The organism is Actinoallomurus purpureus (assembly GCF_024055795.1).
GTDB lineage: Bacteria > Actinomycetota > Actinomycetes > Streptosporangiales > Streptosporangiaceae > Actinoallomurus > Actinoallomurus purpureus.
This window is the reverse complement of record NZ_JAMXMY010000007.1, coordinates 136,597-150,909: the sequence shown is the minus strand read 5'-3', so window position 1 is coordinate 150,909 and position 14,313 is coordinate 136,597. Positions and strand designations below refer to the sequence as shown.

Annotated in this window: 11 protein-coding genes; 3 read left to right on the top strand and 8 right to left on the bottom strand. The window is 72.8% G+C overall.

The genetic code is table 11. The features are described 5' to 3' along the window. Positions 1–111 precede the first annotated feature (111 nt). Genes NE236_RS15380 through NE236_RS15370 form a run of 3 tightly spaced genes read left to right on the top strand, consistent with a single transcriptional unit; the run spans position 112 to position 3,562 of the window. On the top strand, positions 112–1,092 hold the full coding sequence (locus tag NE236_RS15380) for an ABC transporter permease (protein ID WP_252842646.1): 981 nt from the start codon (positions 112–114) through the stop codon (positions 1,090–1,092). Positions 1,093–1,109: 17 nt separating this feature from the next. Further along, the gene (locus NE236_RS15375; protein ID WP_252842645.1) at positions 1,110–1,904 is read left to right on the top strand and encodes an ABC transporter permease; all 795 of its coding nucleotides are present in this window, start codon (positions 1,110–1,112) and stop codon (positions 1,902–1,904) included. Continuing rightward, positions 1,901–3,562: an ABC transporter family substrate-binding protein gene (locus NE236_RS15370; protein ID WP_252842644.1), complete on the top strand. Its 1,662-nt coding sequence runs from the start codon at positions 1,901–1,903 to the stop codon at positions 3,560–3,562. The genes NE236_RS15375 and NE236_RS15370 overlap by 4 nt, the downstream gene beginning before the upstream one ends. Before the next feature lie 100 nt (positions 3,563–3,662). On the opposite strand, the gene NE236_RS43540 is transcribed toward NE236_RS15370, so the two are convergent. From NE236_RS43540 to NE236_RS15330, 8 genes are all read right to left on the bottom strand, one after another. Further along, positions 3,663–5,822, bottom strand: a complete 2,160-nt coding sequence (locus tag NE236_RS43540) for a glycosyltransferase family 39 protein (protein WP_289850423.1) — start codon at positions 5,820–5,822, stop codon at positions 3,663–3,665. Beyond that, positions 5,819–7,132, bottom strand: a complete 1,314-nt coding sequence (locus NE236_RS15360; protein WP_252842643.1) for a bifunctional glycosyltransferase family 2/GtrA family protein — start codon at positions 7,130–7,132, stop codon at positions 5,819–5,821. The genes NE236_RS43540 and NE236_RS15360 overlap by 4 nt, the downstream gene beginning before the upstream one ends. Before the next feature lie 46 nt (positions 7,133–7,178). After that, a complete protein-coding gene (locus NE236_RS15355; protein WP_252842642.1) occupies positions 7,179–8,621 on the bottom strand; it encodes a HAMP domain-containing sensor histidine kinase in 1,443 nt (480 codons plus the stop codon). Further along, the gene (locus tag NE236_RS15350; RefSeq protein WP_252842815.1) at positions 8,618–9,289 is read right to left on the bottom strand and encodes a response regulator transcription factor; all 672 of its coding nucleotides are present in this window, start codon (positions 9,287–9,289) and stop codon (positions 8,618–8,620) included. Before NE236_RS15350 ends, NE236_RS15355 begins: the two co-directional genes overlap by 4 nt. A 92-nt stretch (positions 9,290–9,381) precedes the next feature. After that, the gene (locus NE236_RS15345) at positions 9,382–10,107 is read right to left on the bottom strand and encodes a hypothetical protein (RefSeq protein WP_252842641.1); all 726 of its coding nucleotides are present in this window, start codon (positions 10,105–10,107) and stop codon (positions 9,382–9,384) included. A gap of 327 nt (positions 10,108–10,434) precedes the next feature. After that, entirely contained in the window at positions 10,435–11,697 is a 1,263-nt protein-coding gene (locus NE236_RS15340; protein ID WP_252842640.1) for a heterodisulfide reductase-related iron-sulfur binding cluster, read from the bottom strand. Beyond that, positions 11,697–12,863 carry an FAD-binding oxidoreductase gene (locus NE236_RS15335; protein WP_252842639.1) on the bottom strand — a complete coding sequence of 389 codons (1,167 nt, stop codon included), beginning with the start codon at positions 12,861–12,863 and terminating at the stop codon, positions 11,697–11,699. Before NE236_RS15335 ends, NE236_RS15340 begins: the two co-directional genes overlap by 1 nt. Next, positions 12,863–14,305 (bottom strand): FAD-linked oxidase C-terminal domain-containing protein, encoded by a 1,443-nt coding sequence (locus tag NE236_RS15330; RefSeq protein ID WP_252842638.1) that lies wholly within the window; start codon positions 14,303–14,305, stop codon positions 12,863–12,865. Before NE236_RS15330 ends, NE236_RS15335 begins: the two co-directional genes overlap by 1 nt. Positions 14,306–14,313 lie beyond the last annotated feature (8 nt).

Below are 14,313 nucleotides of genomic sequence, written 5' to 3'. Positions count from 1 at the left end.
TCCCGGGCGAAGGCCGTGGATCCGTTGTCACGGACATCCCGGCGATCCTCTGCGCGAAGCGTGATGAGTCGATAACGTACCGTGGTCGGCCGGTTCGCGGAGGAGGTGTGCATGGCGGGCGCCCTGGTTCGCGGGTCGGCCGGCCGAGTGCTCCTCCTCGCCGTCGCGGTGAGTCTCGCCTACCTCTTGGCGGCCTGCGCGCTCGATCCCCGGGCGGAGCTGGAGGCGCGGCACCCGCCTCCGCCGCCTTCCGTCATCCGGGCGCGCCTCCACGAGCTGGGCGCCGATGACCGGACGCCGCTGCTCACGCGCTACCTCACCTGGGCCTCCGGGGTGGCGCGTGGTGACTTCGGCATGACGCTGGACGGCACCCCGGCGATCGCGGAGATGCGCCGGCGGCTCGGAGTGAGCCTGCGCCTGCTGCTGGCCGGGGTGCTGCTGGGCAACGCCCTCGGAGCCGGGCTCGGCCTCATCGGCGCGTCGGGCCGGCACGTCGTCGCCGGCCGTCTGATCACCGTCGGCACGTTCACCGTGCTGGCGGTCCCCGTCGTCGTCCTGGCCGTCGCCGCCCAGATCACGGCGCAGTGGGTCGATTCCCGGGCCGGGACGAGGCTCTTCGCCTGGACGGGGGAGTACACCCCCGGTGAGCCGGGCGGCCCCCTGCACCGGCTCGCCGAGCGAGGCCGGCATCTCGTGCTGCCGACCCTGACGATCGCGCTCGGCCAGGCGGCGATCATCTCCCGCTACCTCCGCGGCAGCCTGCGGGACACCGCCGGCGCCGCCTTCGTCCGGGCCGCGGTGGCCAAGGGACTGACCCGCCGCCGGGCTCTGATCCGGCACGCGCTGCGCGTCGCGGTGGTCCCGGTGGTCCCCCTGTCGGCGTACGGGAGCGCGAGCCTCCTCGGCGGAGCGGCCTGCACCGAGAAGGTGTTCGCCTGGCACGGCATGGGCGAGTGGCTGATCGACTCGATCCATCGTGGTGACGTCAACGCGGTCGCCGCGTACTGCTGCTTCGCCGCCGCCCTGATGATGTACGCGGGGCTGCTGTCCGATCTCGCCGTCGCGGTCCTCGACCCGCGGGCCCGCGGGTGAGGAGCCACCGGCGTCCCGTGGCGGGCTTCACCCTCCTCGCGCTGCTCGGTGTCCTCGCGGGCGCGGGGCCGTACCTCACCCGGTGGAGCTGGACGGGCGTCGACGTCACCGCGTTCAGTGAGCCGCCGTCGGCGGATCACTGGTTCGGCACGACCGCGGCCGGCCGCGACGTGTATGCGATCGCGCTGCGCGGCCTGCGCCGGTCCCTGGTCATCGGCCTGCTCGTGGCGTCCGCCGCCACGAGCCTGGCCGGGATCACCGGCGCCGTCGCCGGATACCTCGGCGGATGGGCCGACCGTCTCCTGCTGTGGGTCATCGACCTGCTGTTGGTGTTCCCGCCGTTCCTGATCGCCGCGGTGCTGTCACGGGTGTTCGCCGGCCGGGCCGGGACGGCCGTCCTGCTCACCTGCCTCATGTGGATGCTCACGGCGCGGGCGGTCCGGAGCGCGACACGCGCCCTGCGTGACGAGGGATACGTCCTCGCGGCACGCCAACTGGGCGCACCGGCCCTCGTGATCGTCCTTCGCCATGTCCTGCCGAACCTGACGTCGCTGCTGCTCGCGGACGCCACGCTCAACGCCGGCGCGGCCATCATCGGCGAGGCGGGGCTGTCCTACTTCGGCTTCGGCGTCCGCCCGCCGGACGTCTCCCTCGGCACGCTCATCGCCGACGGCGCTCCGGCGGCGACGGTCTTCCCCTGGTTGTTCCTGCCGCCGGTGATCCTGCTGATCCTCATCCTGCTGGCCGTCGACCTGGCCGGGTCCGGGCTGCGCGGCCCGTCGGATACCGCGTCATTCCGGGAGCGCCGATGACACTCGTAAGGATCGTGGTCGGTGCCGCGACGGTCCTGATCGTCCTGGACGGCTGTGCCGGAGCCGGTCCCGGCATGCCCTCCGGGTTCGCCCCGTACGACATCGGCCCGGCGCCGCGCGGCGCCGTCCGGGAGGGCGGCACCCTCCGGCTGGCGACGGGGGAGTTTCGCACTCAGTGGAACTACTGGCACCTCGGCGGGCCGAACCTCGACGCGGTCACGGTCCTGCGTACGACTCTGCCGTGGCTGTTCCGCTCCGACGCGAACGGCGCGGTCCGCCCGAACCCGGACTACCTCCGCCGTGCCGGGATCGTCCGTACGACGCCGCATCAGGTCGTCGTGTACGACATCAACCCGAAGGCCCGCTGGTCCGACGGCACGCCGATCGGCTACCGCGACTTCCGGGCCCTCTGGAAGGCGGCCCGCGGCCGGAACGCGGCCTTCCCGGTCGCCACGACCACCGGATACGACCGGATCCGGAGCGTCGAACGCGGCACCCGGGACCGGCAGGTCGTGGTGACCTTCACCCGGCCGTTCGGCGAGTGGGCGGAGCTGTTCAGCCCCCTTTACCCGGCCGGGACGATCGGTACGCCGGAGGCCTGGAACCACGCCTGGCTGAACCGCCTGCCGGTGACCGCCGGTCCGTTCCGGCCCGAACACGTCGACCGCACCGCCCAGGCCGTCTCCGTCGTCCGCGATCCGGCCTGGTGGGGCGCACGGGCGAAGCTCGACCGGATCGTCTTCCGTCACCTCGCCCGCGACGCCATGCCCGGAGCCCTGCTGAACGGCGAGATCGACGGCTTCGACGCGGGGCCGGACGCCGCCGCGTACGGGCGCGTCATGGGGGCCGCCGAGGTGTCGGTGCGCCGGGCGGCGGGGCCGGACTTCACCCAGCTCACCTTCAACGGTGCCGGTCCGATCCTGTCGGACCCGGACGTGCGCCGGGCGGTCGCCATGGCCATCGACCGCCCGACCGTCGCCCGGTCGGCCCTGCACGGACTCGGCGGACGGATGGACGTGATGAACGACCACGTGTACGTCAACACCCAGCGCGGTTATCAGGACAACGCCGGACGGGTGGGCGCGTACGACCCCGCCGAGGCTCGGCGGCTGCTCGACCGGGCGGGCTGGACGCCGGCCGGGGAAGCCCGCCGCAAGAACGGCCGGACGCTGACCCTGCGCTACGTGTTCCCGGAGAGCGCGACGGCGAGCCGGCAGAGCGGCGAGCTGATCCAGGCGATGCTGCGCCGGGTCGGCGTGAACCTACTGCTCCGCCCGGTCCCCGACGGTGACTTCTTCGACCGGTACCTCCTGCCGGGCGCCTACGACGTCGCCCCGTTCACCTGGCACGGCACGCCCTTCCCGATCGAGAACCTGGAGTCGGTGTACGCCCGGCCGCGCGGCGGTGCCGTCCAGCAGAACGTCGCCCGTATCGGCTCCGCGCGCCTTGACCGGAAACTCGCCCAGGCCGTCGGCGAACTCGACCCCGTTCGGGCCCGGCGCGCAGCGAACGAGGCGGACCGGCTGATCTGGGGCGAGGTCCACTCACTGCCGCTGTACCAGCGCCCGCAGATCGTCCCGGTCCGCGCCTCCCTCTCCAACTGGGGAGCCTTCGGCCTGAGTGACCCGGTATGGACCGACATCGGCTTCCGGAAGTGACGCGGGCCCTGTCCAGCCGGAAATCCCTACGCCGTCGCCTACACCACGGCAGCGGATCACGGGCCCGGGAGCGGGGAGACGCCCGGGCCCGTGAGCTTCGTCAGCCGCAGCGGTACAGGGACGACCCGCTGCCCTGGTCGGACTGCTGTGATGAGCCGGTCGACGAGGAGCCGCCGTACTCGGAGGGCTTCACGGCGGCGCAGTTCTTGGTGACCCAGGAGGTCACGTCGGAGTTGCCGCCGCCGGGACCGCCCCGGCCGCCGAACCCGCCGCCGGTCATGACGTAGTGCAGCTTCCCGGCCTTGACCAGCTCCTGGAGCCTCTGCGCGGTCATCGCCCGGTCGCCGCCCGCGAAGCCGAACATGGAGATCGCGGGCTTGCCGGTCTGCAGGATGATGGACGCCGCGCTCTGCGAGTTGCTGACCGCGACGAGCCAGGTGGCGCCGCCCTGGTTCTTCTCCAGGTACGAGACCATCTGCGCGTTCAGCTCGCCGCCCATGCCCGGGCCGCCCTGCCGTCCGTTCTGGCCACCCGGCTGACCGCCGGGCATCTGACCCGCACCGCCGGGGTCACCGGAGCCGCCCGGGGCTCCGCCGCCGGGGAAGCCGCCACCCGGGAAGCCGCCGCCCTCCTCGATGCGTTTCCGGATGTCGGCGGGCAGCTGCCCGCCGCCCGGCATCCCGCCGCCGCGCATCCCCGGGAAGCCCATGCCACCGGTGTTCGGGCCGGCGGTCGGGTTGCTGCCGTTGGCGCGGTCGCCGGCGGCGGACACCGCGAAGGCGGCCGGCCCGGCGAGTCCCGCCACCAGCCCAACCACGCCTGCGAGCACCGCGATCCGCGTGAGCGCCCCACGGCCGAACCGGGCCGCGAGCAGCCCGATGACGGCGACCGCGGTCAGGCCCGCGACCGTCCAGGCCAGCCAGGGGTTCCAGCTCGGCGTGCGCCGCAGGAGGACGAACGCCCAGACGCCGGTGACCGCGATGCCCGCGGGCAGGACCCACGTCCAGGCCCCGCCGCGCCGGTACGCGCGGCCGAGTTCGACGGCACCGATGCCCGCCAGGGCGGCGATCGCCGGGGCCATGGCGGTCGTGTAGTAGGGGTGCATGATGCCGCTCGCGAAGCTGAACACCACGAAGTGGACGGCCAGCCAGCCACCCCACATCACGAGGGCCGCGCGCGCCAGGTCCGTGCGCGGTCGCTTCCAGTAGAGGATCATGCCGGCGACCAGGACGAGCGCCGCGAGCGGCAGCAGCCAGGAGATCTGGCCGCCGAGGACGTCGTTGAACATCCGGCCGATGCCCGACTGGCCGGAGAAGCCGCCGCCCCCTCCGCCGCCTCCCGGGCCGCCGCGGCCGCCGCCACTGGGCGCACGGCCACCACCGGGGCCGCCGCCCTCACTGCCGGTGATCCGGCCGATGCCGTTGTATCCGATGATGAGGTCCCAGGCGGTGCCGTCCGTGCTGCCGCCGATGTAGGGCCGCTTGCTCGCGGGGATCAGGTCGACGATCATCATCCACCAGAAGCTGGACACCGCGAGGACGACCCCGGCGGCGAGCAGGTGACCGATCCGGCGGAGCCAGCCGCCCTGGGCGAAGAGCAGGTACACGAGCGCGAGCGCGGGCAGCAGGATGAACGCCTGCAGCATTTTGGTGTTGAACCCGCAGCCGATGAAGAACGCCGAGGCGAGCAGCCAGCGGAGCCGCCCGGACTCCAGCGCCCGCTGGCAGGCCCATGCGGAGAGGGCCAGCAGCAGGACGAGCAGCGTGTCCGGGTTGTTGTCCCGGTTGATCGCGACGGTGATCGGCGTCAGCGTCATCACCAACGCCGCGATCACCCCCGCAACGGGCCCGAAGGCACGCCGGACCGTGGCGTACACCACGGCGACCGCCGCGACGCCCATGATGACCTCGGGCAGCAGCAGGCTCCACGTCCCGAACCCGATGACCCGGCCGAAGATCTCCTGAACCCACAGGGCCATCGGCGGCTTGTCCACCGTGATGAACGACGCGGAGTCCAGCGAACCGAAGAAGAACGCCTTCCAGCTCTGGGTGCCGCTCTTGACGGCCGCGGAGTAGAAGCTGTTGGCGTCGCCGCCCTCCGACAGCCCCCAGGCGTACAGCGCGGTGGCCAGCGCGAGGATCACCCACAGGGCCGGGCGGGCCCACCGCGGGTCATCGGCGGGGCCGAGCGCGAGACGTCTGAGCCGACTCGCGGGCGGAGCCTGCGGCACGCCGGTGGGTTCGGACAGCTGAGTGGTCAACGGGACTGCTCCTGGAGGACGGGCTCCGACTCATCGGCGGCGCGGCGCGGGTGGAAGACCCAGGCGCGCAGCAGGACGAAGCGTATGACGGCGGCGAACAGGTTGAGGGCGAACAGTGCGGCCACTTCGGCCAGGCGCGGGGCGTACGGCGCCACGGTGTCGAAGACGGCCAGGCCGGCGGTGCTGACGACGAGGCCGACGATGAACGCGACGCCGCCTTCGAGGTGGTGCCGCATGGCGCGCCGGCGGCCTCGTACCCCGAAGGTGAAGCGGCGGTTCGCGGCGGTGTTGGCGATCGCCGCGATGAAGTACGACACGACGTTGGCGGCGATCACGGGCATGAAGAAGCGCAGCAGCGCGTAGAGCGCGAGCTGGGCGATGGTGCTGATCACGCCGATGACCGCGAAGCTCGGCAGCTGCCGGGACATGCCGGTGGGCAGCTGTGCCTCCCGCGTCCGTGCCGGTACCGGCACGTGGAACGCCCCGGACAGGACGCGGCGGGCCACACGGGCCATGCCGCGAAGGTCGTCCACCGCCGTACGGGCGACGTCGACCCGGCTGTCGGGATCGTCCACCCAGTCCACCGGCACCTCGTGGATGCGCAGGCCGTTCCGTTCGGCCAGCAGCAGCAGCTCGGTGTCGAAGAACCAGGCCTCGTCCTCGACCGCGGGCAACAACGCCCGCACGATCTCCGTACGGCCGGCCTTGAACCCGCACTGCGCGTCGGAGAAACGGGCGGCGAGCGTGGTACGGAGAAGGAGGTTGTAGGTGCGGGAGATGAACTCCCGCTTCGGTCCGCGCACGACGGCGGAGCCACGGGACAGGCGTGTACCGATCGCCAGGTCGCTGTGGCCGGACACCAGCGGCGCGATCAGCGGCAGGAACGCGTGCAGGTCGGTGGACAGGTCCACGTCCATGTAGGCGACCACGTCGGCGACGCTGGTGCTCCAGACGTGCCGGAGCGCCCGCCCGCGTCCCTTGCGGTCCAGGTGCACGGCGTCGACCGCGGGGATCTCCAGGGCCAGCCGCTGGGCGACGTCCCAGGTCCCGTCGGTGCTCGCGTTGTCGGCGATCGTGATCACGAAGCGGTACGGGAACGTCTCACGAAGGTAGGCGTGCAGCCGGCGCACGCTGGCCGCCAGCACGTGCTCCTCGTTGTACACCGGGATGGCGACCTCGATGAGCGGGTCGCGGGGTTCTTCGTCGATGAGTCCCGGAGGGTGCCCCGCGATGCCGAGCCGGGAACGCGCGGCATCACCGTGCGCCGGCCCGGACCCCGGGGGCTCTACGGAGGTCGTCAGCTCGCTCATGCCGACAAAGCTCGCGACTCATCGTGGGAGCCGCCTGAGCCGTTTCTTAAGCGGGGATGAGAAAGTCGTCCGGCGACGCTGCGGACCCCGGCAGGCGGAGCCACGCCAAGGTGCCGCCGCCGTCGGCGGGGCCCAGCCGTACCTCGCCGCCCGCCTCCGCGACCGCTCGGGCCACGATCGCGAGGCCCAGTCCCGAACCGGGCAGGCCACGGGCGGACGGGGAGCGCCAGAAGCGGTCGAAGACGTACGGCAAATCCTCGGGCGGGATGCCCGGCCCATCGTCCCGAACGGTCAGCTCGCCGCCGTCCAGCCGCACGGCGACGGTGCCGTCTTGCGGGCTGAACTTCACGGCGTTGTCGAGGAGGTTCACCACCGCCCGTTCGAGGGAGGCGGCGTCGCCGCGGACGTACCAGGGGCAGACCGTCGCGTCGATGTGCAGGCCGGGGCCGCGCAGCCGTGCGCGGCGCACGGCCTTGCCGACGACCTCGTGCAGGGCGACGTCATCCTCGACCCGGACGCCGGCGGCGGACTCGGGCCGGGACAGGTCGAGCAGGTCGCCGACGAGGTGGGACAGCTCGAGCAGCTGCGCCTTGACGTTGCCGAGAAGCTTCTGCTTGTCCGCGGCGGGCAGCGGCCGGCCGGTCGTCTCGCTGCGCAGCATCAGGTCGATGTTGGTGCGCAGGCTGGTCAGCGGCGTGCGCAGTTCGTGCCCCGCGTCCACGATCAGCTGCTGCTGGCGTTCGCGCGCGTTGGCCAGCGCGCGGGTCATGCTGTTGAACGACCGGCTCAGCCGCGCGATCTCGTCGTGGCCGTCGGCCGGGATCGTGGTGGCCAGGTCCTCGGTGCGGGCGATGTGCTCAACGGCGCCGGTGAGCCGGTCCACGGGGCGCAGCCCGGCGCGGGCGATGAGCAGGCCGGCGGTGGCCGCGCCGACGACCCCGACGGCGGAGACGACGACCAGCAACACGGCGAGGCTGTCGAGTTTCTCGTTGACCTGGCCCAGCGGCTTGGCGATGGACACCGCCGCCCCGCCGTTCGGATCGTGACGGGTGTACACCCGCATGGGCACGCCGCTCTGGGTGTGGCCGTCGCGGTGGACCAGGTTGCGCACGCCGCGCGCGACCTCCAGGTCGCCGGTGGTCCGGACCAGCGGGTCGGAGGTGTCCTTCGGGCTGCAGGAGGTGCCGTCGGCCCAGACGACCTGGACAGTGGGCAGGAAGTCCCGGAACCGGTCGTTGCCGTCCCGGGCCGGCTTGCGGCAGATGTCCGCGACGGAGCCGGTCTCCCCGCGCGGTGGGCCGCCCTGGCGGGCGCCCGGTGGCCCGCCGCCGAGGCCGAAGTTGGGTCCCGAGAGGGACTGGTCGAGCTGTTCGAGGAGCTGCCGGCGGACGATGAACCAGCAGCCGATGGCGCAGGCCGCGACCGCGACGGCCACGGCCAGGCTCGTCAGCACGGCCAGCCGGGTGCGCAGCGACAACCGTTTGATCATGATTCCCGGAGGACGTACCCGACGCCGCGCACGGTGTTGATGAGGCGAGGCTCGCCCATCTTGCGCCGCAGGTACATCACGTAGACGTCGAGGGAGTTCGAGGCGGGCTCGAAGTCGAAGCCCCACACCGTCTCGAGGATCTGCTCGCGGGTGAGCACCTGGCGCGGGTGCGACAGGAACATCTCCAGCAGGGTGTACTCCGTGCGGGTCAGGTCGAGGCCGCGGCCGTCGCGGGTGACCTCCCGCGTCAGCGTGTTCATCCGGATGCCGGCGTACTCCATGACGTCGCCGGGGTCCACCGAGCGGGAGGTGAGCACGCTTCGCCGTAGCAGCGCGCGGACCCGGGCGAGGAGCTCGTCGAGCTCGAACGGCTTGACGAGGTAGTCGTCGGCGCCGGAGTCGAGGCCGGTCACCCGGTCGCCGATGGTGTCGCGTGCGGTCAGCATGAGCACCGGCACCGTCTCCCCGCGGGCGCGCAGCCGACGGCAGGTGGTGAGGCCGTCGAGGCGGGGCATGAGGATGTCGAGCAGGATCAGGTCGGGCTTGACGGCGTCGAGCTTCTCCAGGGCGTCAAGCCCGTCCACCGCGGTCTCGACCTCGTAGTCCTCGAAGGCGAGGCTGCTGGCGAGGGACTCTCGGACGGCGGGTTCGTCGTCCACGACCAGAATGCGCACGGTCCGACGTTACCGGCGCCCGGCAAGGGGAGAACCGGTGCGGACGGTGACCGGGCGCATTCTCATGGAACTTTCAGCGGGGGCGCTCAAGGGAACTCGACCCTGACGGCCTGCCGGTTCGGGACGAAGCGCGGGTTCCAGACGTACAACCCCAGGTCGGCCTGCTGGACGCCCTTGTCGACGCCCATGTCGGTGGCGACCCTGACCAGGTAGCTCGCTCCGGCCGGGATGTACTGGTCGCCCTCCTGGGACTTGGGCGGTGCGAACCCGAGCGTGTCGACGACCTCGGTGGTGTCGGGAAGCGTGCACATGTCCGAGGGCGCGCCGGGCTGAGGCATGCACCGGCCCGTGGCCACGACGCTCGCCGGCAGGACGGAGCGCTTGACGAACAGGTCGGCGGGGAAGTCGAGCAGGGCGGGCTGGGTGCCGGTGTTGGTGATGACGTAGTCGACGTAGGCGTGCGTCGCGCCCTCCGGCGGCGGCGTCTTACTGGCGGAGAGCGGCTTGTCGCCGGTGCCGGCCTCCACCGCGGCGATGGAGTAGGTGTAACCGTCCGGGGTGGTGAGGTCGAGCTTCGGGCCGGGCCCCAGCTGGGCGAGGGTGCGCCCGTGCTTGGTCGCCGCTCTGGCGGCGTCCGTGGTGGCGGCCACGGTGCCCGGCGCGTGCTCGGTGCTGGTCACGTGCGCCCGGACGGCGAGCATCAACCCGGCGACGGCGACCACTCCGACGACGCCGGTGGCACCGCCCACGAGGCCGAAGCGTGCGGCGTTCCCGGCCTTCTTGCGCCGGTGTGAGCGGTGGCTCGCTGGCATTGATCAACCTGGTTTCGTAGCTGCGTGCGGGCGAGACTGAGCCTCGCGCCGCTCGTTGATGAGCCACAAAAGATAGCAAAGGTGGTCTGGACCGAGAATTACCCGTGAGATGACCGCTGGTCAGGGCACGATCGAGACCAGAATGGCGTTCGCTTTCAAAATGATCACGCCGTGGAAGATGTCGCCTGTGGGGAGGCCATTGAATCCCCTGGCGCTCGCCATCGAGGTGGCCAACGTGATCGTTTGGCGGCTCCTCATTGGGTGCGCGGCGTGGGCATTCTGGCCTTCAGGCTCGCGGGGGAAACGCTACTCCTTAAGGCCAGCGCGTCACCTCCGGGAGATGAATGACTCCTTGCCGATCCCCCGAATGGACGCGTCCAGGACCTCCGCCGTGTGGGCGACGGGGATGTGCTCCCCCCGGCGGTGCAGGGCGGTGGTGATCTGCAGGGTGCAGCCCGGGTTGGCGGCCACCAGCAGGTCCGCGCCGGTGGCGGTGACGTTGCGCGCCTTGCGCTCGCCCAGCTCGCCCGCCGCCTCCGGCCGCAGCAGGTTGTAGACGCCGGCCGACCCGCAGCAGATCTCCGGATCGGCGACCTCCCTGACCTCCAGCCCGGGAATGCCGCCGAGCAGCCGCCGGGGCTGCGCGCGGACCCCCTGGGCGTGCGCGAGGTGGCACGCGTCGTGGTACGCGACCGCCAGCTCCAGAGGGTGCCGGGTGGCGCGCGGCCCCAGCTCGGCCAGGAACTCCGCGAGGTCGCGGGTCTTGGCGGACAGCTCGGCGGCGCGCCCGGCCCACTCCTGGTCGCCGGCGAACACCGCGCCGTAGTCCTTCATCGCCGAACCGCACCCGGCCGCGTTGACCACGACGACGTCCACGTCCGCGAACGCCTCGATCGTCGCGCGCGCGAACGCCCTGGCCTCCTCGTCCCGTCCGGTGTGCAGCGACAGCGCCCCGCAGCAGCCCTGGCCCTTCGGGATGACGACGTCGCAGCCCTCCATCGCCAGCACGCGGGCGGTCGCGGAGTTCACCCCGGGGAAGAACTCCCGCTGCACGCAGCCCGTCAGCATCCCCACGACGGCCCGGCGCTCGCCGCGGGCGGCGACGCGCTCCGGCAGGCGGACGTGCCGGGCGGGCGGCGGCGTCAGGCGTTCCATCGCGGCGAGGGTGGGGGAGAGGCGCTCCAGCAGCGGTGCCAGGTCGAGGTTCAGCCGGCGGTACGCCCGCAGCGGCCCGCGCAGCGCCCGCAGCCGCCGGGGATAGGGGAACACCGCGAAGATCGCCTCACGCAGCAGCCGCTCACCGCGCGACCGGGGGTGGTCGTCCTCGACCCGCGCCCGCGTCATCTCGATGAGCCGGTCGTAGCGGACCCCGGACGGGCACGCGGTCACGCAGGCCATGCAGCCGAGGCAGCGGTCGAAGTGCTCGACGGTGGACGCGGTGAGGGGCCCGCCGCGTTCGAGCTGGTCCATCAGGTGAATGCGGCCGCGCGGGGAGTCCATCTCCTCGCCCCACAGCACGTACGTCGGGCAGGTCGGCAGGCAGAACCCGCAGTGCACGCAGTCGTCCAGCAGCTCCCGGAACTCCTCCATCAAATGCCTCCCGCGAAGCGCCCCGGCGCCAGGCGGTGCCCGGGATCGAACTGGTCCTTCACCCGGCGCATCAGCGGCAGGGCGGGAATCGGCCCCCACCGGTCGAGTCGTACGCCCGCCGGTGCCGCGAGCGCGACGGCGGTGCCGTGGCGGCGCAGCCGCGTCAGCGCGTCGCCTGCCCCGTCGGCGGGCAGGGCCACGTGCCAGACGCCGCGCCCGGCGGAGCCGCGGATCCGCGCCCGGCCGTCCGGAAGCTCGGCGAACAGGTCCGGGAGGGCGGTGGGCAGGGCCCGGACCTCGGCCAGGACCTCGCCGTCGGGGAGCCGGCCCCACCAGCCGGGCGGGGCGTCGCCGATTCGGCCGCCGATGAGGCTCCGCGCCGCCTCGGCACGCGGCGCGACCCCGTCGGGAACGCCCTCGAACAGGGCCGCGACGGTGATCGGACCGGGGCCGTCCACCTCGATCGCGGCGGGCACCAGCGTCGAGTGCAGCAGGGCCTGGGCCATCTGGAGGGCCTGTCCCGGGCCGGCGGCCGTGGCCGAGACGTACGCCGCCGCACGGGGCAGCGGATGCAGCCGGAACGCCGCCTCGACGATCAGGCCCAGCGTGCCGTACGACCCGGTGAACAGCTTGCCGAGGTCGTATCCGGCGACGTTCTTGACGACCTTGCCGCCCGCGTGCGCGACGACGCCGTCGGCGCGGACGACCGTGATGCCGATCAGCAGATCGCGGGCCGAGCCGTACAGCAGCCGGCGCGGCCCGGCGACGCCGGTCGCCAGGACGCCGCCCACGGTGCCCCCGGGCGGCAGGAGGTCGAGGGCGAGCTGTTGCCCCGCGCCCGCCAGGACGCCGCGCAGGTCGTCCAGGGCCAGTCCCGCCTCGGTCTTGACGACGAGGTCGCCGGCGGCGTGCTCGACGATCCGTCCGAGCCGGCGGGTGTCGACGAGCAGGTCACACCGGTCCGGTGGCGCGCCCCAGTGCATCTTCGTGCCCGCTCCGCGCGGCACGACCGTGAGCCCGTGCTCGGCCGCCGTGCCCATGAGGGCTGCGGCCTCGGCGACCGCGGCGGGCGCGGCGACGTACGCCGGCGTGGCGCCCTGGACGGCGTCGCCCGCCTCGCCGGGGCGGACCTCGCATGCCTTCGCCAGGGCGTCGACCACCTCCATCAGAACAGGTCCGCCTTCCCGCTCTCGACCAGCGGATGGACGCCGGTGCGCCGGCCGGGGACCTCGCCGCAGAGCCGGGGCGTGGGATACACCTTGCCCGGGTTGCACAGCCCGGCAGGGTCGAACGCGCACCGCACCATCTGCATGGTGTCCAGATCCTCGTCGGTGAACATCCGGGGCATGTACTTGGCCTTGTCGATCCCGACGCCGTGCTCGCCGGTGATCGACCCGCCGTGTTCGATGCACAGGTCGATGATCCGTCCCGAGACCTCCTCGGCGCGCTCGCCGGCGCCCGGCTCCGCACCGTCGAACAGCACGAGCGGATGGAGGTTCCCGTCTCCGGCGTGGAAGACGTTGGCGACGCGCACGCCGTGCTCGCGGGCCAGCGCGTCGATGCGGGCGAGGACCTCCGGCAGCGTCGTCCGGGGGATGACGCCGTCCTGCACGATGTAGTCCGGGCTGATCCGCCCGACCGCCGCGAACGCCGACTTGCGGCCCCGCCAGATCAGCCCGCGCTCGGTGTCGTCGGCGGCCACCCGGATCTCGAACGCCTCCCCGCAGAGCTCCTTGACGCGGGCGAACTGCGCGTCCACCTCGGAGGCGGGGCCGTCCAGCTCGACGATGAGCACGGCGCCTGCGCCCGGCGGGTAACCACAGCGCACGGCCGCCTCGGCGGCCTCGATGGACAGGGCGTCCATCATCTCGATGGCGGCGGGCACGACCCCGGCCGCGATGATCGCCGACACCGCCTCGCCCGCCCGCTCGATCGTGTCGAACCCCGCCAGCAGCGTCTGTACGGTCTCCGGCAGGCGCGTCAGCCGTACGGTGACCTTCGTGGTGATGCCGAGCGTGCCCTCCGAGCCGACGAAGGCGCCCAGCAGGTCGTACCCGGGGCCCTCGGCCAGCTCGACGATCTCCCCGTCCGGGGTCACGACCTCACAGGCCAGGACGTGGTTCACCGTGAAGCCGTACTTCAGGCAGTGCGCGCCGCCGGAGTTCTCCGCGACGTTGCCGCCGATCGAGCAGACCTGCTGGCTCGACGGGTCGGGCGCGAAGTAGTAGCCGTACGGCCGCGCCGCCCGCGTCACGTCGAGGTTGATCACTCCCGGCTCGACGATCGCGCGCTGGTTCGCGGCGTCGACCGCCAGGACGCGGCGCATCCTGGAGGTCACGATCAGCACGCCGTCCGTGCGGGGGAGCGCGCCGCCGGACAGTCCCGTACCCGAGCCGCGCGCGACGTACGGCACGCCGTCCGCCGCGCAGGCCCGGACGATCGCCGCGATCTGCTCGGCGGTGTCCGGCAGCACCACGATCCCCGGCGTGGCGCGGTGGTAGGTCAGGCCGTCGCAGTCGTACGTGCGCAGCTCGGCCGGATCGGTGATGACGCTCTCCGCGCCGACGATCTCCCTGAGCCGTCCCGCGAGCCCGTCAAGCCGTGCCATACCACCCA

Excerpts from the sequence above, each read along its gene's own strand:
- NE236_RS15335 (WP_252842639.1), bottom strand. The coding sequence starts at position 12,863 with ATGGAGGTGGTCGACGCCCTGGCGAAGGCATGCGAGGTCCGCCCCGGC.
- NE236_RS15380 (WP_252842646.1), top strand. The coding sequence starts at position 112 with ATGGCGGGCGCCCTGGTTCGCGGGTCGGCCGGCCGAGTGCTCCTCCTC.
- NE236_RS15330 (WP_252842638.1), bottom strand. The coding sequence starts at position 14,305 with ATGGCACGGCTTGACGGGCTCGCGGGACGGCTCAGGGAGATCGTCGGC.
- NE236_RS15355 (WP_252842642.1), bottom strand. The coding sequence starts at position 8,621 with ATGATCAAACGGTTGTCGCTGCGCACCCGGCTGGCCGTGCTGACGAGC.
- NE236_RS15345 (WP_252842641.1), bottom strand. The coding sequence starts at position 10,107 with ATGCCAGCGAGCCACCGCTCACACCGGCGCAAGAAGGCCGGGAACGCC.
- NE236_RS15360 (WP_252842643.1), bottom strand. The coding sequence starts at position 7,132 with ATGAGCGAGCTGACGACCTCCGTAGAGCCCCCGGGGTCCGGGCCGGCG.
- NE236_RS15370 (WP_252842644.1), top strand. The coding sequence starts at position 1,901 with ATGACACTCGTAAGGATCGTGGTCGGTGCCGCGACGGTCCTGATCGTC.
- NE236_RS15340 (WP_252842640.1), bottom strand. The coding sequence starts at position 11,697 with ATGGAGGAGTTCCGGGAGCTGCTGGACGACTGCGTGCACTGCGGGTTC.